This is a genomic window from Bacillus sp. FJAT-45037 (genome assembly GCF_002797325.1).
Classification (GTDB): domain Bacteria; phylum Bacillota; class Bacilli; order Bacillales; family Bacillaceae_D; genus Alkalihalophilus.
Map to the genome: position 1 here is coordinate 533,961 of NZ_KZ454938.1, position 19,347 is coordinate 553,307.

At 38.2% G+C, this 19,347-nt stretch carries 21 protein-coding genes; 18 read left to right on the plus strand and 3 right to left on the minus strand.

Annotated elements, in window-relative coordinates; genetic code table 11:
• Positions 1-14 precede the first annotated feature (14 nt).
• The 7 genes from CDZ88_RS02615 (at position 15) to CDZ88_RS02645 (ending at position 4,076) form a co-directional block, all read left to right on the plus strand.
• A complete protein-coding gene (locus CDZ88_RS02615) occupies positions 15-395 on the plus strand; it encodes a hypothetical protein (protein WP_100372058.1) in 381 nt (126 codons plus the stop codon).
• A 31-nt stretch (positions 396-426) separates the two neighbouring features.
• On the plus strand, positions 427-924 hold the full coding sequence (locus CDZ88_RS02620; protein WP_157796440.1) for a DUF2398 family protein: 498 nt from the start codon (positions 427-429) through the stop codon (positions 922-924).
• 118 nt (positions 925-1,042) lie between these two features.
• A complete protein-coding gene (locus tag CDZ88_RS02625) occupies positions 1,043-1,360 on the plus strand; it encodes a Fic family protein (protein ID WP_232718532.1) in 318 nt (105 codons plus the stop codon).
• A 70-nt stretch (positions 1,361-1,430) separates the two neighbouring features.
• Positions 1,431-1,805, plus strand: a complete 375-nt coding sequence (locus tag CDZ88_RS02630; RefSeq protein ID WP_100372060.1) for an iron chaperone — start codon at positions 1,431-1,433, stop codon at positions 1,803-1,805.
• Positions 1,806-2,154: 349 nt separating this feature from the next.
• The gene (locus CDZ88_RS02635) at positions 2,155-2,724 is read left to right on the plus strand and encodes a TetR/AcrR family transcriptional regulator (RefSeq protein WP_100372061.1); all 570 of its coding nucleotides are present in this window, start codon (positions 2,155-2,157) and stop codon (positions 2,722-2,724) included.
• A 74-nt stretch (positions 2,725-2,798) separates the two neighbouring features.
• Positions 2,799-3,659, plus strand: coding sequence for an SDR family oxidoreductase (locus tag CDZ88_RS02640; protein ID WP_100372062.1), 861 nt, complete (start codon positions 2,799-2,801; stop codon positions 3,657-3,659).
• A gap of 21 nt (positions 3,660-3,680) precedes the next feature.
• On the plus strand, positions 3,681-4,076 hold the full coding sequence (locus CDZ88_RS02645; RefSeq protein WP_100372063.1) for a DUF6069 family protein: 396 nt from the start codon (positions 3,681-3,683) through the stop codon (positions 4,074-4,076).
• Between the two features lie 385 nt (positions 4,077-4,461).
• On the opposite strand, the gene CDZ88_RS17945 is transcribed toward CDZ88_RS02645, so the two are convergent.
• Both CDZ88_RS17945 and CDZ88_RS02650 read right to left on the minus strand, forming a co-directional pair.
• Positions 4,462-4,818 carry a hypothetical protein gene (locus CDZ88_RS17945; RefSeq protein WP_157796441.1) on the minus strand — a complete coding sequence of 119 codons (357 nt, stop codon included), beginning with the start codon at positions 4,816-4,818 and terminating at the stop codon, positions 4,462-4,464.
• Entirely contained in the window at positions 4,815-5,117 is a 303-nt protein-coding gene (locus CDZ88_RS02650) for a hypothetical protein (RefSeq protein ID WP_100372064.1), read from the minus strand. Before CDZ88_RS02650 ends, CDZ88_RS17945 begins: the two co-directional genes overlap by 4 nt.
• Positions 5,118-5,344: 227 nt before the next feature.
• On the opposite strand from CDZ88_RS02650, the gene CDZ88_RS02655 reads away from it, so the two are divergent.
• On the plus strand, positions 5,345-5,908 hold the full coding sequence (locus CDZ88_RS02655; RefSeq protein ID WP_100372065.1) for a tyrosine-type recombinase/integrase: 564 nt from the start codon (positions 5,345-5,347) through the stop codon (positions 5,906-5,908).
• Positions 5,909-5,953: 45 nt separating this feature from the next.
• Positions 5,954-7,420: a potassium/proton antiporter gene (locus CDZ88_RS02660; RefSeq protein WP_100372066.1), complete on the plus strand. Its 1,467-nt coding sequence runs from the start codon at positions 5,954-5,956 to the stop codon at positions 7,418-7,420.
• 62 nt (positions 7,421-7,482) lie between these two features.
• On the opposite strand, the gene CDZ88_RS02665 is transcribed toward CDZ88_RS02660, so the two are convergent.
• Positions 7,483-9,063, minus strand: coding sequence for a M3 family metallopeptidase (locus CDZ88_RS02665; protein ID WP_100372067.1), 1,581 nt, complete (start codon positions 9,061-9,063; stop codon positions 7,483-7,485).
• Between the two features lie 304 nt (positions 9,064-9,367).
• Between CDZ88_RS02665 and CDZ88_RS02670 the strand changes: the two genes are divergently transcribed.
• From CDZ88_RS02670 to CDZ88_RS02710, 9 genes are all read left to right on the plus strand, one after another.
• On the plus strand, positions 9,368-10,504 hold the full coding sequence (locus tag CDZ88_RS02670) for a diguanylate cyclase domain-containing protein (protein ID WP_100372068.1): 1,137 nt from the start codon (positions 9,368-9,370) through the stop codon (positions 10,502-10,504).
• Positions 10,505-10,905: 401 nt separating this feature from the next.
• Positions 10,906-11,883, plus strand: a complete 978-nt coding sequence (locus CDZ88_RS02675) for a phosphate/phosphite/phosphonate ABC transporter substrate-binding protein (RefSeq protein WP_157796442.1) — start codon at positions 10,906-10,908, stop codon at positions 11,881-11,883.
• 97 nt (positions 11,884-11,980) lie between these two features.
• Positions 11,981-12,712, plus strand: coding sequence for a phosphonate ABC transporter ATP-binding protein (gene phnC / locus CDZ88_RS02680; RefSeq protein WP_442857107.1), 732 nt, complete (start codon positions 11,981-11,983; stop codon positions 12,710-12,712).
• A 16-nt stretch (positions 12,713-12,728) separates the two neighbouring features.
• Positions 12,729-13,610 carry a phosphonate ABC transporter, permease protein PhnE gene (phnE, locus tag CDZ88_RS02685; RefSeq protein WP_157796443.1) on the plus strand — a complete coding sequence of 294 codons (882 nt, stop codon included), beginning with the start codon at positions 12,729-12,731 and terminating at the stop codon, positions 13,608-13,610.
• Entirely contained in the window at positions 13,607-14,407 is an 801-nt protein-coding gene (phnE, locus tag CDZ88_RS02690; protein ID WP_100372072.1) for a phosphonate ABC transporter, permease protein PhnE, read from the plus strand. Before phnE (CDZ88_RS02685) ends, phnE (CDZ88_RS02690) begins: the two co-directional genes overlap by 4 nt.
• Before the next feature lie 75 nt (positions 14,408-14,482).
• Entirely contained in the window at positions 14,483-15,316 is an 834-nt protein-coding gene (locus CDZ88_RS02695; protein WP_157796444.1) for a Cof-type HAD-IIB family hydrolase, read from the plus strand.
• Positions 15,317-15,746: 430 nt separating this feature from the next.
• Positions 15,747-17,444 carry a DUF2207 domain-containing protein gene (locus CDZ88_RS02700; protein ID WP_100372074.1) on the plus strand — a complete coding sequence of 566 codons (1,698 nt, stop codon included), beginning with the start codon at positions 15,747-15,749 and terminating at the stop codon, positions 17,442-17,444.
• Positions 17,445-17,537: 93 nt separating this feature from the next.
• The gene (locus CDZ88_RS02705) at positions 17,538-17,834 is read left to right on the plus strand and encodes a DNA-binding protein (RefSeq protein ID WP_100372075.1); all 297 of its coding nucleotides are present in this window, start codon (positions 17,538-17,540) and stop codon (positions 17,832-17,834) included.
• Between the two features lie 435 nt (positions 17,835-18,269).
• Positions 18,270-19,277 (plus strand): DUF3231 family protein, encoded by a 1,008-nt coding sequence (locus CDZ88_RS02710; protein ID WP_232718534.1) that lies wholly within the window; start codon positions 18,270-18,272, stop codon positions 19,275-19,277.
• Positions 19,278-19,347: the final 70 nt, after the last annotated feature.

Here is a 19,347-nt window from a genome sequence, read left to right on the forward strand (position 1 = left end):
AAGTAGGTGTTGAAATGGTTGACTATATGAGATTTGATGTCATGCTTTTTGATGATGTGATAGCTGAGGTGAATTTGAAACCTAATGGAAGTGAGAAACCTTATGTGGTTAATTATATAACCGGGTTCAATAAACAATTTTCACCGAATCCTGAGGGCTACATTACAAGAGAAGAACTAGAGCGATGGCTGAAATGGCGTGTGTTCCCTGAGACAAGGCATAACGCAGATGAATTACTGGGACTACTTGGGTTAAACAGCTATAATCGCTGGGGGATTGTGCGGAAAACACATGGTGTGATGGCGGACGATGAAATTTGGCTACGCTTTAAAGGAGAGACATTAAAACATAAAGAGATGACGATTCGACCGCATTTGTATTACCCGGACGAATAAAACTACTTAAATAAGTTGTTCGATAATTATTTTGTTAGCAGACCTTCTCGACGGGAATATTCAGCAATTTGATACTGATCAGGAGCAAGAGGTTCTTTATGAAACAACCGTCTATAGTAAATATTTTATCCGGGCGTTTCCAGAGGATTTAACTGAATTTACAAATTGGCGCGGCTTACTTCAAGAAGATTGGAAGATTCAGCAGGAGGACGAGCGAAGAAAACGTGTCTATCGTCAGTTGTTTTTCTCGCCAGCTGTTCACCGGACATCAGTGGGAGATGCGGACTTTACCTACATACGGACGTTTCGTAATCGGATTATGGAGGACATTGAAAAGCATAGCCAATTTCAGCTTAGGCTTTATAAAAATACAGCGTTATTAACATCAGCCGAGCCAAATTACCGATATGACTACTTTCCAGACAATAAAGCTGTGACGGATATTATGTTGCGTATCTCTCATCACCTGTATGAAAATCGCTCGTCGTTTACTCCGTTAGAAACGGGTGATTTATTGATGACTTCATGAGTGTTTGTCTGCGATGAAAAGTTGGATGATGGTAGAGATCGACGCGGAATCGTCGATGATTTATATTCGACCTTTATTTGGCTAAAAGAACTGATTAAAATTCACAGCGCTTATCCTTTTGTCTGATGAGATGCCTGTCAATCCTGAGATGGCAGCCAATTCAGTTGTCCGTGGTGCAATGTTACACGCTAACTTTGTCGGAATTCACCCATTCATAGATGGGAACGGACGGACGTCACGCTTATTATTGAATGTAGAGCTGATGAAAGATGGTTTTCCACCAGTTGTGATTAAAGTAGAAAACCGACTAGCGTATTACGAAGCGTTAGATAAAGCACATACACAGAAAGAATATGATGATTTTATTGAATTAGTCAAAAGAGAAGTAGAAGATTCATTAGACCTCTATTTGAGTGCTATAAATAAGAGTGTTTAGTGTAAAATAGTTATAAATTTAATAGAACGCGTTGGTTACTTACCGACGCGTTTTTCTAGGAGGAAACCATATGAAAGCTATTGCGGATTTTTTAAAGGAGATTGATGACCCTCTACATCGCGAACGAACGGAAGAAATCTTGACGTGGGTAGGTGATCACTATCCTCATTTAGAGACAGAGATCAAATGGAATCAACCGATGTTTACCGATCATGGCACATTTATTATTGGCTTTAGCATATCAAAAAAGCATGTAGCCGTTGCTCCTGAAAGAGTAGCCATCACACATGTCGAGGATGATATTGGGAAAGCCGGATATGACTATACAAAGGAGTTAATCCGCATCCCTTGGAACAAGCAGGTTGATTATTCATTACTTGAGAAGATGATTGATTTTAATCTGACGGATAAGGCAGACTGTACAACATTCTGGCGAAAATCGTAGATGATTGAAGTGCAAGTGAATAAGTAGGAGCACTTATCTGTTTGGGTAGGTGTTTTTTACTATGTACGAAGAGGATGTCCATGTATTTGCTGCCAACATGTTACCTCCTTTGCATCACTTAAATAACATGTCCCGTTTAATCTCAAACCAAATATTCTCAATTAGAGCCATCATGATCAAACGGTTAGTTATGACGTCAGTTCCCCACCATAGTAATACTTTAACTGATAGTGGAACGGACACCTAAAAATAATCGTAGATTGATTTCTTAAATCTTCTCATATGTTAATTTATAGTATAATATATATATATAGACCGATCGTTATAATTTAATGCAGGAGTGATAGTTATGTCTGAATCAAAGAAGTCATCAAAAGATAAAATTATTGATACAGCTTCCCGATTATTCCAAAAACAAGGATATTATGCTACAGGGTTGAACCAGATTATACAAGAAAGTGGTGCACCTAAGGGATCGTTGTATTATTATTTCCCGAATGGAAAAGAGGAGTTAGCTAGTGTAGCTGTTGGTCGTACGGCTGACTTAGTGACAATGCGAATTCAAGAGGGATTAAAAGATTACGACGATCCCATCGAAGCAATCCAACAATTTATTCTGAATTTAGCTAATGCATTTAAGAGTTATGAAACCAAACAAGGCTTACCTGTTGCCTCGGTTGCATTAGAAACGGCACAGACAAGTGAAGTCATTCGCCAGTCTTGCCAACAAGCATATGAGAAGTGGCATGAAGTCTTTGCTAAAAAGTTAGTAGAGTCAGGATTTGAGGAGAAAAAGGCGCTAGAATTAGGGTTAGTTATTAATGCGATGATTGAAGGAGCCTTTATCATTGTGATAACGACAAAGGATTGTGAACCTTTGAGGCAAATCGCTCGGTACATTCCAAATTTATGCCAATAAAGTAAGGTTATACAGTACAGTATGACTTTTTTGAGAAAATATATAGACTGGTCTATAAAAAAGGAGGATATTTCATGAGCAAAGATATTTTGGTCACAGGTGCAACAGGTAACATTGGTTATTGTGTGGTTTGTGAGTTAGTAGCCAAAAAATCAAAGGTTCGAGTCGCAGTTCGTAATATTGAAAAAGATAGGGTTGCATTTACTGGTTTAGATGTGGAGCTTGTAGAATTTGATTTCATGAATCCAACTTTATTTGATCACGCTTTAGATGGAGTTCAAAAGGTATTTTTAATTCGTCCACCGCAGCTAGCCAAACCGAAAAAGGATATGCAGCCTTTCATAGAAAGGATGAAAGAAAAGAAGATTAAGCAAATTGTCTTTGTCTCGTTAATGGGTGTTGAGAAAAATCCAATCGTACCTCACCGGAAAATTGAAAACCTTATTCGGGAATCTGGTATCGTTTATACGTTTTTAAGACCTGGATTTTTTATGCAGAATTTAAATACAACTCATCGTGAGGATATAGCTTTACGAAATGAACTTTTTATACCAGTTGGTAAGGCAAAAACTAGCTTTATAGATACAAGAGATATTGCCGCTGTTGCTGCGACTTGCTTGTTAGAAGAAGGGCATATATGGCGAGAGTATACATTAACAGGATCAGAAGCGATTGACTATAATGAAGTGGCTCTTATCTTGTCCAAAACACTTGGGAGAAAAATAGAATATAAAAATCCCGGAGTGTACGAATTTCGTAGAACATTGATTAAAAGAGGCATAAAGAAGGAATTTGCCAATGTCATGACAATGCTTTATGTATTAACTAGATTAGGTAAAGCTGAGAAAGTAACAAATGAGGTGAAAGATATTTTGAAACGAGATCCTATATCATTTGAGCAATTTGCAAACGATTTTCAAGAAGGTTGGAATTAAGGAAGGAGGGGAGTGACAGGGATGTATGAGAAAAAATTTAGGTCCTATTTAAAAGTAGGTTTACTCGCAGGTCTTATTACAGCGATACTCGCTAACATAGGATTTGTTTTACTAAGTCTATTGTTCGGCCATGAATTTGGGTTTGTTGGCCAAGACCGCGATACCCTTTATATCGTGTTTATTACATTTGCCACATTCATCGCAGTTTTTATAAGTAGTATCATCTTTTACTTATTGCAAAAGTTTACAAAAAATCCTATAGCTTGGTTTATTGTACTTGTCGTTTTAGGATTTTTATTTAATACCTACACTGCAGAAGTCGACTTACACGAACAATATAAAATGACTGCACATATTTTACATTTGCTAGTTAGTGTTCTTTCAGTCTATATTGTTCCGAAGTTATCTAGGGAATAAGGTTTGTATAAATGTAAGACCCCACCATATAAACCAAAAGAAATACCTACCCTTGCCCTAGAAAAGTAAGGTGAGCTATTCCAGCAATAAACTTATATGCCGCTCATCTCGCGGCATATAAGTTTCTACTTGGCCAAGTGTTAGCAGCACTTGGTCTTTGTTATTTCAGGTATAATTTATGTAACTGCTCTATGCTAGACGTTCTTGATGTCATTCTTTTAACGGAATAGATGATGTTTGATTTGGGGGGATTTTTCATCCTTTGAATAGATAAAAATAATCGTTGATATCCGTAACCTTCTTACTTCAAAGAATAGGAAAATACAGATGAATAGTAGTTATTCAACAAAAGCGATTATCATTTGTAAGAGAAAAATTTTACTAACTAAAAACTAGGACAATGAAGGTTATTTTTATCTTGTCCCTGGTGGTGGGCAGGAACATGGCGAAACACTTCATGAAGCATTAATGAGAGAGTGTGTTGAAGGAGTAGGATACAAAGTGTACATCGAAGAACTTCTTCATGTCCGTGAGTATATTGGAAAGAATCACGAACATGCATCATTTGATAAAGATCTGCATTCAATACTACTTTCAACATATACAAACTAAACAATAAAATAATCCCAGTTGTAATCGTTAATCCATACGGGAGGTTGATCTCAAATGAAATTTGACTACCAAAATGAAAGAGACTAAGAGTAAATAAGAATCCTAAACAGATTCGCCTCCTCTTCATCACTTAAATAACATGTCCCCTTTAATCTCAAACCAAATATTCTCAAGTAGGACCATTATAATTACGACAAAAACAAAAGCTGCAATCGAAAGAATGATCTTTTTTCGGAGCTTGGAATGGAAACGTGTGTATAGAAAGTTTTGCAAGCCAAGTAGCAAAAATAAGATTGGTGTAGTAATCGCAAGCGCTATAGCATCTACACGAGTAAAGGGCTTGCTGATGTAGGGGTTAGTGTAAAAATTAAGTAGGATAAGAGCCGTAAATAAAAAACATTGATAAAGCAAAAAGCGAATAGGACTCATGATTGCGGCCCCCCCCCTCAATAGATGTAAAAGTATACTAGATTATAACAATAATCTAACATATATTTCTCACATTAGTAACTCTTTGGTTTCTACGATCACATTAACATTTTACTAGACTGGTAGACTGATATTTTTAAACATTACGCCGATTTTTTTGACAGATTAAAGTTACTCATTCTACAATATAAGTAGTGTTAAGTAACATTATAAAAGGGTGGTACCATTTGGAATATGTTGAGCCTATAAAAGAAATCGAGAAAATAGATGAAATGAAAGTAGAATTAAAGAAGAAATCGGATAGAGACCTGCTTCTTTTTGTACTTGGAATTAATACTGGAATAAGGGTTAGTGACTTACTACAACTTAAGGTTGAAGACGTATGGGATGGGGTTAATCCTACAGATTTTATTTTTGTATTTGAAGAAACGAGTGCCAAAAGAAAAGCACATTTCTTGAATACAAAAGTAAAATTAGCAATTAGTAACTATTTACTAAATTTAGAACTGGGACAAGATGATTATTTGTTTAAGTCTAAGAAAAACAATCTACCCATCACACGTCAACAAGCGTACCGAATTATTAATCATGCTGCTAAGGAAGTGGGGATACCAGGTAATATCGGTACTCATACACTTAGAAAGACGTTTGGTTATCATGCATATCGGAAAGGTACTGCGATTTCCATATTGAAATCTATCTATAATCACTCTACTTCATCTGACACTCTACGCTATATTGGTATAGATGAAAATGAAGAACAACTTATTAAAATAGATGTGAACTTATAAAAAATAGATAGAGTATATCTACTTTAATGGAAAGAAGGCTGAGTTTTGATTGATCAATCATACAACGACTATTTTATTTTATTAAGTGCTTTACTTTTAATCATTGGTGTTTTAACAACAAAGTTCTCTTCTCGTCTAGGAGTACCAGCCCTTATTCTTTTTATTCTCGTAGGAATGTTAACAGGTAGTGATGGCCTTGGTCTTATTCATTTTGATAATCCTCAAATGGCTCAACTGATTGGTATATTTGCTTTAATTATCATTCTATTTGAAGGTGGATTACAGACAAAATGGTCGACGGTTAAATCAGTAACTAAGCCAGCGCTTTCTCTTGCTACATTAGGAGTTATATTAACGACAGTTATAGTAGCTTTAGCGGCGAAATTAATATTAGATGTTTCTTGGCTTGAGGGTTTCCTGTTTGGTGCTATAGTTGGTTCTACGGATGCTGCAGCGGTTTTTGCTGTTTTAAAAGGTCGGAATATTCGAGCAAGGTTAGGTGCTACGCTTGAAGCGGAATCTGGTTCGAATGATCCTATGGCTATGTTTTTAACTATTACCATTATCGAATTGATCCTTATTGGTAACCCTTCCTATTTCTTATTAGTAGGTTCTTTCTTCTGGCAAATGGGGATTGGCTTAGTTATAGGGGTGATTTTTGGGAAGTTAGCAACATTTGCGATTAACGAGATTAACTTAGATTCGAGTGGGTTGTATCCTGTTTTTGCTCTTGCGTTCGCTTTGTTAACGTATAGTCTAACAGACATAGTACAAGCGAGTGGGTTATTAGCTGTTTATGTTGCAGCATTAGTCATTGGTAACTCGGATCTGACGTATCGCCAATCAATTTTTAGATTTAACGAAGGGTTTGCTTGGATGGCCCAAATCCTGATGTTTACTATCTTAGGACTTTTAGTATTCCCAACTCAGCTCATTACGTTTGATGTTATTGTAAAAGGACTATTGCTTTCAATAATATTAGTCATAATTGCACGACCAGTTGCTGTTTTCATATCGACATTTAAAATGGGATATGATTTAAAAGAACGAGTATTTCTCTCTTGGGCTGGCTTGAGGGGAGCGGTACCGATTGTTCTAGCAACGTTTCCGATGTTAGCTGGTTTAGAGAATAGTCAAATGTTCTTTAATGTTATCTTTTTCGTCGTCATGATTTCTGCTTTAGTTCAAGGTTCGACTATTGCCCTGTTCGCAAAAAAGCTCGGCCTAGTTGGTCCGAAGAAAATTGATCCTCCACACTCTTTGGAACTCGTGTCAATTGGTAAAGCCAATGCTGAGATTATTGAGTTTGAAGTAAGTGAAGAGACAAAAATTACAAATAAGTCACTAGCTTCAATTGATTTTCCAAAGGATGTATTAATCAACGCGATAATAAGATCAAATGAACTCATTACACCTTACGGGGAAACGGAAATCAAGGTAGGGGACATCTTATATATTTTAGTAAGCAGAGAAAGTAAAAAAGAGTTGAAACAAATGCTGAAACAAAAATAACGATTATGCCTACGAGGGGATTGAGACATCAGCTCAATCCCCTCGCACTTATTCGACCCACTCTACAAAAACTGCTCAACAAAATACCTCGGGTTCAACGATTCTCCTGTCGCTTTCTTGATTTTTTCATTCCAGTGTAAGGAAGCGCCGTATGTAAAGAAGTTCTCCTTTAAATATTGCCCCACTTCAGGGACATATAAATTCGTTGATATGTGATCTACAATAAAGTGCTCGAGCTGTGAGGCAGTCAATTCGCCTAATAGATAATCTTGATAAGTGGCTGGCGCTAAAGAAAAGTGCATCTTAGAAGCCCAGTCTGGATAGCTCGTGTCATCAGGCGGATTGATCAATTGGATATCCTTTACCAGCTGCCACCATAATCGATTTAGATCTTGATCAGGATTTTCATATAATGCTCTCTCGAAAAAACAAAAAGTCATGATCCACCGGGCATTGACTAACATTTGGCGCTGTAGCATTTTTACAATGTGAGTTTTCACTCCGGACAGTTGAGCTTCCTCAACTTCAAGAAATCGTTGTTGCCAATCGAATCGTTTCGTCATTCGTCCAAAGAACATCGCAATGGCCTCTGTGGTAAGAGAATGCGCGTGGAAGCGGAGAAGGAATGGCCAATCTTGATCAATATATTTAAAGTAAGCCGCATGTCCAAACTCGTGTAACAAGGCAGTCGCCCAGTACACACTTTGATCTAGATTCACTAGCACTCGAATATCGCTCATACGATCCGTGTTCGTGCAAAAGCCAAACGGATTTTTGTTTTCTCGTGGATATAAATCACTTTTTTCAAGGACGTCTCGAACATCAATCCCCATCGCATCAAAGGTGTCTAGCAAGATTATCTCCAGATCTTTCCCTTCATAAAATGAGTCCAACTCTATTCCACAAACGGGAGGTGCTTCCTGAAAAAATGGGTCTACATAATGCCAAGGGCGAATCTTTTCTTTTGATAGATTGAACTTACTAGAGATTTCTTCATCAATCTCATCTTTCACTTGTCTAAAAGGTTCATCCGATCGGTCTTTTAATTGTTGGAAAATGTTGAAAACCTCATCTATGTTCAGTTCCTGTGTCTCAAAGCTCATCTCATAAAAGTTGTCATAGCCCAAAGCCTGTGCATGTTCATTTCTCTGATGAATTAACTTTATGATTGGCTGTTCAAGCTTTTTACCAATCTGCTTACTTGCGAGCCAAGCTTCTTTCCGTTCGTCATCATCCGTACTCTTCTTCAGTATAGTGAGAATGTCATTATTCGTAATGTGATCTCCTTTTAAAATAGGTCTGTATGTGTTGAAAGAATGAGAGATCGTCTTTGCTAACTCTGACGAACCCGCTATGACACTCGGGTCAAGTTGATTTTTCACCATTTTATAATACAAATCATCTAGCTGACGCATTTGAATAGAGGAAATCTGTGCCTGCTCTCTGTAAGATACGACCTTCTTAAATAACTCAGCATTGGAGAAATGAGCGAAATAGTGATTCAGTGCCTTCTCATGCTTTTCATTCCATTCCTTCTCCCCAGTCGTTGCAGCCATCCATTGGTTGAGTAAGACAGGTCGATAGAGAGCTTCGATGATCTGATTTTGCTCTTCTAGAAAAGTATCGAGTGTTCGTGGGTTCATTTTTATCACTCCCTATAAATAGATAGCGTGCCAGTTTTAAAATGAAAAAGAATAGATACAAAGAACAACTTCCTTCATTATAATTTAGAAAAATCAGAAAATATAGCGGGTGTCGTGTGGAATTTGTGACAGATGGTAGAGAATCAAAGAAGGTCTGGTCGTCAGCATTAACGAGGGAATGACAGTAGAGAGGGCGGACACATCCTCTAAATATTTTACTACTTTTTGAGCATGATTTTGTGTATTATTAGCTTATTCGATATTCAATTGAACTTATTTTGCTTAGAAAGGTGAAAGTTCAAAAATGAAAAGGTTACGAGATTATGTTTATGCATTCTTTATAACGGTTGTTTTACTCACAAGTCTGGTTATTTATAATTCCTTTACATCAATTGAAACGCAATCAAGCAATATTATCGAGTCGCTAAATCCTATGGAAACAAATCTGAATAGAGTGCTAAGAAACTTGCTAGATCAAGAGACGGGCATGAGAGGGTATCTAAACACTGACGATTCCGTGTTTCTAGAGTCTTACTACAGAAGTATGAAGAGTTTTGATCATAATATATTCAACCTCCTAGTCCTTAGTGAAAGCTACCCAGAGATCCATTTACGGGTTAAAGAAGAATTTATACCAAGTGCTACAAAGACAAGTGAGAGTTTGAATTTGCAAATCGAACGGATGGCAGCTGATCCGAATTTAGATGTGAAAGTAGCTTTAAAAACTACCAAGGCAGATATGGATAGCTTTCGAGTAGAACACAGCCTGTTATCTGAAATGATTGGTGATGAGATAAGTAAGTCTATACAGCAACAACAAACGAGCACATGGACAGGGAAGGTGCTGGTCCTTATATCCTCTGTTCTATCAATTATTACCGCTGTTCTATTGGTTTTATCTTATGTCAGAGTTAATAGGTTGGCCCACTTTAAAGAGTTAGCGGTCTCTGACGGATTAACAGGAATTGCAAATAGACGGTCCCTTGATAAATACTTGCAAAAACAATGGACCAAACATACCTTAACCAAAAAGAGACTAGGTATCATCTTTGTCGATATTGATTACTTTAAAAAATACAATGATCATTACGGACACATTTTTGGGGATCAAGTATTAATAGACGTAGCAGCTGAACTTGAGGCAGTGTCAAAGAAATACCAAGCATTCTGTGGAAGGTATGGTGGAGAAGAGTTCATGATTATCTTAAAGAAGGCAACGGAAAAGTCCATACAAGAGCTCACAGAAGAACTAGTCACAGCAGTCGAAACAAAGAATATTGAACATGCTCCTTCCCATTATAAGAAGGTAACGATAAGCGTTGGAGGGCTTTTAGTAAAGCCAACCAACAAAGCAAACGTTAAATGCTCGGTAGATGGAGCGGATAAATTACTTTATCAAAGTAAAGAGGATGGCAGGAATCGAGCAACGGTTGAAACGTAGAAAAAATGTCAGTCCCTCACTATAAGTACTGCTGACACCGAATAAAAAGTATAACTGAGCAACTGGCTCGTCTCTACAATCGATCACACCACTCAACTGCTGAGTGGTGTTTTTGAATTTTAGTGTCAGCCTCTATTACAGTAATACTTTACTGACCGACTGTACATAAAACGAGTTAGATAATGATTGGTTCTTCATTTGTTATAAAATGTAAAGTAATTGTTAAAATTTAACTGATTATTAAGGGGTAGGTGGGTTACATCCCCTCTTCTTAATTGTAAATCTACATTCTTTAGAATTTACTAACAATTTTTACTATTTTAGCACAAGACCATTATACTCACTTCATCTTTAACCCGTAATATAAGGCTTGTACAAAACAAATGGCTGGAGGGTGAATGATGAAGAAAGCATTAAGATGGTTAGGGATGTCGCTTGCAACAGTATCAGTAGCAATGATGGCTGCTTGTGGAGGAAGTGAAGAGGTTAATCAAACGTCAACAGGAAGTTCAGAGGTTGAAGCTGAAGCATCAGACGGTATAGACCGTTCGGATTGGCCAGAAAAGTTTGTGTATGGCATCCTACCAACAGAAGATCAAGCGGAGTTAGCTAGACGATTTGAACCGCTTGTTGACTACATGGAAGACCGTCTTGGAATTGAGTTTGAGTTGTTTATTGGCAATGACTATAATGCATTGATTGAAGCGATGCGTAATGGACATTTACATGCATCTGGCTTTGGTCCTTTCTCGTATATGCTAGCAAATGAGCGAGCAAATGCAGAAGCCTTTGCGATGGGGGTAGAAGATCCTAGCGAGGCAACCTATCATGCGATCTTCATCACGTTAGAAGATTCGGGCATTGATTCTCTAGATGACCTTGAAGGCACAACAATTGCCTATGCTGACCCAGCTTCAGCATCTGGTCATATTTTTCCGAAAGGAATGTTAATTAACCATTTAGGATTAGATATGGATACAGTAGACGATCACTTTGATTATGTTACATTCTCAGGAAGTCATGAAGCATCACTATATTCTATTTTAAACGGTGATGTCGATGTTGCAGGCGTATGTGACACATGTATTGAACGTGTATTTGAGCGTGTTCAAGATCACCCAAACTTTGAAAAGCTAAAAGTGGTTGTTGAATCAGATCCAATACCTCGTGGACCACAAGCGATCAACATGGATTTACCTGAAAGTTTGCGTACTGCTGTGATTGAAGCATTCCATGAAATGAAGGATGACCCGGAAGCTCGTGAATTCCTAGAAGAGAGTGGATACAACGATTATATGCCAACCGATGATAGCATGTATGACATTATCCGTGAAACAGCTGAAGCATTAGAAATGAGTGCTGATGATCTACTGAATTAACACATTGTAGGTGATGAACAGCATCATGTTCATCACCTCTTCTTTTACAGATTCTAACGATGCTTTAGATGGAGGAGTAGTTACTATGGGTGAAGCAATCTTGAAAATTGAAGGTCTCAAAAAAGTATATCCTGATGGTACCGTTGGATTAAAAGAGATTAATACAACGATCAATAAAGGGGAGTTAATTGCGATTATCGGTCCTAGTGGAGCAGGGAAAAGTACGTTTTTACGTTCTATCAACCGGTTAAATGAACCAACCTCAGGTGATATCTATGTCGACGGGCAAAATATTTGTACCGCTAGAGGGAAGAAGCTTCGATCCATTCGCAGACAGATCGGCATGGTGTTTCAAGGATATAATTTAATTAAACGGTCGACTACGGTTCAAAATGTTCTTCATGGTCGACTCGGTTATATGAGTTCATTAAAAGGTGGATTCGGTCGTTTTAGTGAAGCTGATACGAAGCAAGCCCTTGATATTTTGATGCGTGTAGGCCTTGAAGAGCAAGCATTTAAGAAAGCCGGAGAGCTATCGGGTGGTCAGCAGCAACGTGTCGGAATTGCGAGGGCGATTGCTCAACATCCAAAGCTTTTATTAGCAGACGAACCAATTGCAAGTCTTGACCCTACTTCTTCTCAGAAAGTGATGAATTATCTCAAGATGATCGGTAAAGAAGATGGGATTACAACCATTGTAAATTTACACCAAGTTGATTTTGCTAAAGAATTTGCAGATCGAATCATTGGTGTAAAAGCCGGAGAGATTGTCTTTGACGGGACACCACGAGAGCTAACAGATTACACGACGGAACAGCTTTACCGCTAAAAGGGGGGGTACTCACGTGAGTTTTCCAGAAAAAAAGGTAGATTCGGATGTGCATTTCACTGTTCAGAAAATAGTAGTAGAGGAGAAGCAAGCTCGCTCGATTGATGAACTTTATCTTGACTTACTAAGAAGAAAGAGGCTTGTTCGTTCTAATCAACTGGTCATTTCAGCGGTTTTACTCGCTCTTATTCTTTGGTCGTGGTATGAAACGGGCTTCCAGTTATCGAGCTTATACTCGGGACTTGGTAATATCGCTAATTTTATAGTGCTTGACTTATTACCACCAGACTTCTCTGCCATAGGGGTCTACATTAAACCAGCGATAGATACGGTTCTAATGAGTTATGTCGGTGTGGTCATTTCAGTTGTATTTTCATTGTTCTTTGGCTTTCTTGCTGCTAATAATTTAACGTTTCACCCGATTGTTGCTGTGATTAGTCGTTCTATTATTGCCTTTTTACGTGCGGTTCCTGCATTGGTATGGGGAATTTTAATGGTAGCCGCGTTTGGTTTAGGGCCATTTGCTGGAACCATTGCACTAGGACTTTCTGGGATTGGAATTCTAGGAAAGGCGTATGCCGATATTTTAGAAGAATTAGATGAAGGTCAGATCGAGGCTGTGAGAGCGACTGGAGCTAGTTGGTTTCAAGTTGTTGGTCAAGCGGTATGGCCTCAATTTAAAGCAGGGTTTGTTGGATGGTCGTTATATAAAATGGATTTAAATATCCGTGAAGCGGCGGTACTTGGATTAATTGGTGCGGGTGGAATTGGTTCGATTCTTCAAAGCTCTATTAGTCTCTTTCAGTACCAAAGAGCAGCTCTTGGAATTTTGATTATCTGGCTACTTATATTAATTGTTGAATTTACAACGGCCAAAGTAAGGGAGCGAATCTTATGAATACGTATCAAAAAAAGCGTGACCAATTCACCAAACGAGTAGTCGGAGTTGCTGCTGTCATTTTATTTATTTACAGCGTCATACAGCTACAGATTCTCCCAGAAAGGATCATTAATAGCTGGGATCGCAGTCAGCATTTAATCCTCGGGATGTTTCCACCATCACTCGACGCTCCGATTGATATTTTCGGGGCGGCACTAGAGTCGTTGCATGTGGCTGTAATGGGAACAGTCATTGGAATTGTATTTTCAGCTATTTTAGCATGTCTTGCAGCTAGGAATCTTTCACCGCATATTTCAGTGAGCTATGCGGTGAAAGGGTTTGCGGCTTTTGTTCGGGCGGTCCCGGCTTTAATTTGGGCAATTTTATTTATCATTGCGGTAGGATTAGGACCAACACCAGGCATACTTGCGTTAGCCGTGAATAGTATTGGAATGCTAGTAAAAGTGTATGCAGAAGCGATTGAGGAAATGGATGTGAGTATCATTGAAGCTCTTAAAGCTACTGGTGCTACCCAGTTCCAAGTTATTATGCAAGGGGTCCTACCGACAATGATGAGTGCTTTTATCTCATGGTCTGTGTTTCGCTTTGATGTCAACATTCGCTATGCTGCAGTTCTCGGCGTTGTTGGTGCTGGTGGGATTGGTTGGGAGCTAATACGTGCATCTCGAATCATGGCGTATGATCAAGTGCTAGGAGTCACACTTGTTATTTTTGGAATGATTATCGGGATGGAGTTTTTAACTCGTTATTTAAAGAAACGAACCGATTTAGTATCTGCCAAAGCGGCCAATTAAACAAGAAATGACAATTGCAGGTGAGATCATACTCTCTCCTGCTTTTCTTAACATTATTTGTAAGGGGTGAACAGTTTGAAACTAATTGCAATCGACCTTGATGGAACACTATTGAATAACGAGGGAAGAGTATCAGCTTATACACAGGATGTATTAAATGAAGTGGCAGATCATGGCCATAAAATTGCTGTAGTGACAGGGAGACACTTTCAAATAACCGATAAAATTGCTAGTCTGTTTCCACGATCTGAGTTTATGGTTTGCTTTAATGGGGCGGGAGTTGCAGAGCCAAAAACACGTGAACTTAAGCAGCTACATACATATGACATCACTGACGTTGCTCATGTGATTGAGACATTAAAGGAATGGGGCTTAGCTTACGTCGTTGAAACAGAAGACAGATTTATTGTTGAATCGATCTATGATGACATTATGTCTGTATTTCGTGCTCATAACGTCACGTTTGATGAAATGAAAAATATTCGAGAAGTAGAGAAAGCGATTGTGAAGCTATCTATCCGAGGGACTGAAAGAGAGTTAGATCGCTTAACCCCCCTCATTGCTCAACTCGTCCCTGAATTGTATGTGATTCGAAGTGGGGAGCAATCTGTGGATGTGATTAATCGTGCTGCTAGTAAGGGGAAGGCAGTTCAATGGTTAGGCGAACACTATGGAATTCCTAGAGAACAAACGATTGCATTTGGAAACTTCGATAATGATATGACGATGTTAGAATTTGCGAGCATCGGGGTGGCTATGGCTAATGCACCAATACGAGTAAAAAAAATAGCTGATGTAATCACAGCGTCAAATGAAGAAGACGGTGTTGCCTCCTTCTTAGATGAGTATATTTTAAAAAATAAACCTACTGCTCGGTTACAGTTGTTTTCAAAGAAGGCGAATCTATAGATAGTATTGTGGAGGAAAAACGGAGAATTCTCTTCTCGTAATTTAACTTGTTACGTACAAGAAGGTTATGAGAACCTGCTTGCTGTTCTTCGTGGCGTTTTATTGGTAGTGTGTGGTGTAATTGAAATTGGAGTAGTAGCGGTTGCTTTTGTAGCATGCCTAGTTGGTTTGGAATTAGCTTCTAATTAAACGAAGAGAGAATAGGGTCATGCCCTGTTCTCTTTTTTCGTCCTAAAGAAATTGGTAGCTAACAAGCCTACGATACCTACCTGATATACCCGAATAATTTCCCGGCTATAGTGTGGTTATTAAACACAATAATTATTCCTATTTTATTATATATACTGGAGGAAAGAGGGAAGAATGAAACTTATTTGTAGGTTAACTCGTAAAAGATGATAGAAATTAAGAGGATGGGAGAGGGCAAACTATGGGTAAACAGATTATCGGAATAATCGTTTTTGTTGTATTCCTTTTGATCCCGAGCCACGTATTAGCTGCTGATTACGAAATTACCAATGTAGACATCCAAGCTTACTTACAGCCCGATGGTGATGTAACAGTTAATGAGCAGCATACGTATGAGTTTAGTGGTGAGTTTGGAGGAATTATTCGGGAATTAATACCTAAAGAAGGCACTGATATTATTGAGCTTGAGGCCTTTGAAGGAAATACACCATTACAGATTGAGACAGATCAAAGTGAACATCGAATTCACCGTGAGGGAAGAAATGAAACTATAACAATCGACCTGAACTATAAAATAAAAAATGGTGTTGACGTCTATGCTGATGTAGCTGAGTTTTACTGGCCGTTTTTTGATAGAAGTAATGAGTCAACATATGAACAGATGACGATTCTTGTCATCCCACCAGAGCCAACAACCGATGTGATTGCATTTGGGTATGATGAAGCATATAAGACGGAGGCTGTACTTGAAGATGGTCAGGTTCAGTTTGCGATGGGAGAGGTCCCTCGTAAGCGAAATGGGGACATTCGAGTCGCTTATGATGTGGAGCTTTTCCCTACAAGTGTGCTAACAGAAGACAAAGAGATGCATAGTGCGATTGCTGCTGCAAAACAGGGATTAATAGACGCTGAAATCGCCAAGTTAGCGCGGAAGGAATGGTTAGAATCAATCGGTGTGATTCTTGTGCCACTATTTGTATTCTTTCTCTTTTTCATCCTTGTGAAAGCGTGGCTTGAAGCAAGAAGCATGCGAGCAACAGTAATGCGCGAAGTCACTCACAAAAATGCCGTGCCAACAGACACGATGTCATTACCGACGACGATTTGTTATATGAATTACCATCAGCTGTTACCAGAAACGACAGTGGCCGCCTTATTAGATTTAGTTCGAAAAGGATATGTGAAGAAACTTGATGATAAACGATTTAAGTTAGTAAACACAACTGCTATGTTGCCCCATGAAGAAAAATTAGTTCAATGGCTCTTTACGGAAATGGGAGCAGAAGGTGAATTTAGTTTTGATGATATCAAAATGTACCTTAGTAATGAAAAGAATCACACTACCTATCAACAACTGAAGGCAAACTGGCAACAAGCCGTAAAAGCAGAGTTGAAAGAAGCAGGCATTTATAAAAATAAAGTGAAGTACCGGTTTACGATTGGCTTTCTCAGTTTATTGCTGGTGCCTTTCATTGTCTTATTTGCGATGCATGATTTAATAAGTCTAACCGTGTTATCAATAGTCATCAGTTTAGGCTTGTTACTGTTCGCGATATTCTATTACCCTAAGACCACGAAAGGATTGAAGCTGACAATAGAATGGCGACATTTCAAAAAAATATTCCCAACGATGTCAGAGTCAACGTGGCAAAGACTCACTGATGACGATAGAATGAGGGCATTTATTTTTGGGCTTGGAAGCAATGAGAAAAAGCTCATGAAGAAAAATGAATCACTCGTTCATGCCTTTAATCATACAAGTGGAGCTCAATCAAGTACTGCCTATGGCTTTGATCCTACCTGGCTAATTATTGCGGCGGCTGCTACAACCCATGTCCAAAGTGCGGAGGAAACGACCGGCGTAAGTACGAGTTCAGGCGGAATTTCCGGCGGCGGCTCAGGAACAGGCGGAGGTGGCGGAGGTTCAGGTGCCTTTTAATAGAGTCATCTGATTTGGGAATCTGGTGTTAGTCATAAATTCCTAAACAAGGTTTATAAAATAAACTGTGAAGAAAAGAGGTGATCAACTACAATGGATTTTCTTTACTTGGCACTAGGTATTGCCGCTGCGGGGTATTTTATCGGAGAAGGCATCAAAAACATAAACAATCCAAGCTCGAAGAACTTGATGGATTATTTTGATGAAGAGAATGATCATCAGCTCATTAATCAAAAAGACGTTCATCACGAACTTGGTGTATCAAAAGAAGATGCAACCAACCTTATAGCAGAACACCCAGACATTCCACATATTGAGTTAAACGGAACGGTGTATTACCCGAAAGCGAAGTTGAAGGAATGGGTAAAAGGTGTAGGGAGCCGTTCGTGAAAACGTTGAAAGACGATCACACCACCCAACTTCCTAACGGTTTTACTTCAGAGGAGGAAACAAGCTATTCACAAGCAAAAACACATGTGATTTCACAGTAGAAATCACATGTGTTTTTTTGTTGCTATATCAACGCTTTATTACCAAATTGAATGAAATTACAAAGTAGTTCTCACATCTATTCACATAAAAGGAAACAAATATTTCCTTCTTGTGATTTCGATGTGATTGGCCAAGTGAATTTGACTGTAAATTAAGAAGGACTTAGATATTTATTTTAAAATAAATGGAATGAATAAAAGGACTTTGTGAAGTAGTGTATTTAAACGTGGCTGGTTTGTTCAATAAAATAATATAAAAAAGAGTTGTTCCTTAATAATTATTTCTATTTGAGGGATATTATACAAGATGGATTAAATAATGGAGGGATTTTCTTTGAACTATAATCACGCTCACGTTAAGTTAACAGCTACTGAAATATCCTATTTATGGACCACTTACATAGCTGATAGTATGTCAGTTTGTGTATTAAAGTATTTTCTTGAAAACATTGAGGATGAGGATGTTAAAACCCTTGTAACTCATGCCCTTGATTTATCCCAACAACATGTTGAAATAATTCGTGGGATTTTTTCAGATGAAGGGATTGTGATTCCACAAGGATTTACTGAACAAGATGTTAATTTAAAAGCAAAGCGTTTATTTACAGACGTTTTTTATTTGAGATATATACACAATATGGCTAAGGGCGGTTTAGCAACTAATGGACGAGTATTACAGAATATCTATCGTCACGATATACATTCGTTTTTTTCGAAATGTTTAACATCCACGATTGAATTACACAGTGAGGCTAATCGAATTTTATTAGAAAAAGGGTTAGCTGTTCGTCCACCATCTATTCCATATCCACAAGAATTGGAATTTGTTCACAAACAATCATTTATTTTAGAAGGTCTTGGGAGAAGAGAAACTCTTACAGGAGCAGAAGTAACTAATCTTTATGCAAATATCCAGACAAATCATATAGGAACAAGTATGGCTACTGCTCTTAGTCAAGTTGCTAAATCCAATAAAGTTCGAAAATTTATATTAAGGGGAAAAGAAATTGCCCGAAAGCATATAAAAGTTTTTAGTAGCTATTTGGAAATGGGGCAACTTCCTGTTCCAATATCATTTGACCAAGAAGTAAGCGATTCAAAAGAATCACCCTTTTCAGATAAATTAATGATGCATCACTATGCACTTATGATTTATGCTGGAATCGGAAACTACGGGATTTCTATTTCCGAAAGTCAGAGAAGTGATTTAGTCGTGGATTATTCACGTTTAACTGCGGAAATTTTGAAGTTCTCTGAGGATGGAGTGAATCTTATGATTGCAAACGAGTGGTTAGAACAGCCACCTCTAGCATCTAATCGAAGAGATTTGGCAAAGGAATAGACCAATGTGCCAAATCCAAGTGAAAAATTATTATGGAGCATTGCCCTACCTGGCTTTGGTTAATTTTTAA

Coding starts and splice junctions, on each gene's coding strand:
- CDZ88_RS02615 (WP_100372058.1), top strand. CDS start 15: ATGGTTGACTATATGAGATTTGATGTCATGCTTTTTGATGATGTGATA.
- CDZ88_RS02630 (WP_100372060.1), top strand. CDS start 1,431: ATGAAAGCTATTGCGGATTTTTTAAAGGAGATTGATGACCCTCTACAT.
- CDZ88_RS02635 (WP_100372061.1), top strand. CDS start 2,155: ATGTCTGAATCAAAGAAGTCATCAAAAGATAAAATTATTGATACAGCT.
- CDZ88_RS02640 (WP_100372062.1), top strand. CDS start 2,799: ATGAGCAAAGATATTTTGGTCACAGGTGCAACAGGTAACATTGGTTAT.
- CDZ88_RS02645 (WP_100372063.1), top strand. CDS start 3,681: ATGTATGAGAAAAAATTTAGGTCCTATTTAAAAGTAGGTTTACTCGCA.
- CDZ88_RS02650 (WP_100372064.1), bottom strand. CDS start 5,117: ATGAGTCCTATTCGCTTTTTGCTTTATCAATGTTTTTTATTTACGGCT.
- CDZ88_RS02665 (WP_100372067.1), bottom strand. CDS start 9,063: ATGAACCCACGAACACTCGATACTTTTCTAGAAGAGCAAAATCAGATC.
- CDZ88_RS02670 (WP_100372068.1), top strand. CDS start 9,368: ATGAAAAGGTTACGAGATTATGTTTATGCATTCTTTATAACGGTTGTT.
- CDZ88_RS02675 (WP_157796442.1), top strand. CDS start 10,906: ATGAAGAAAGCATTAAGATGGTTAGGGATGTCGCTTGCAACAGTATCA.
- phnE (WP_100372072.1), top strand. CDS start 13,607: ATGAATACGTATCAAAAAAAGCGTGACCAATTCACCAAACGAGTAGTC.
- CDZ88_RS02700 (WP_100372074.1), top strand. CDS start 15,747: ATGGGTAAACAGATTATCGGAATAATCGTTTTTGTTGTATTCCTTTTG.
- CDZ88_RS02705 (WP_100372075.1), top strand. CDS start 17,538: ATGGATTTTCTTTACTTGGCACTAGGTATTGCCGCTGCGGGGTATTTT.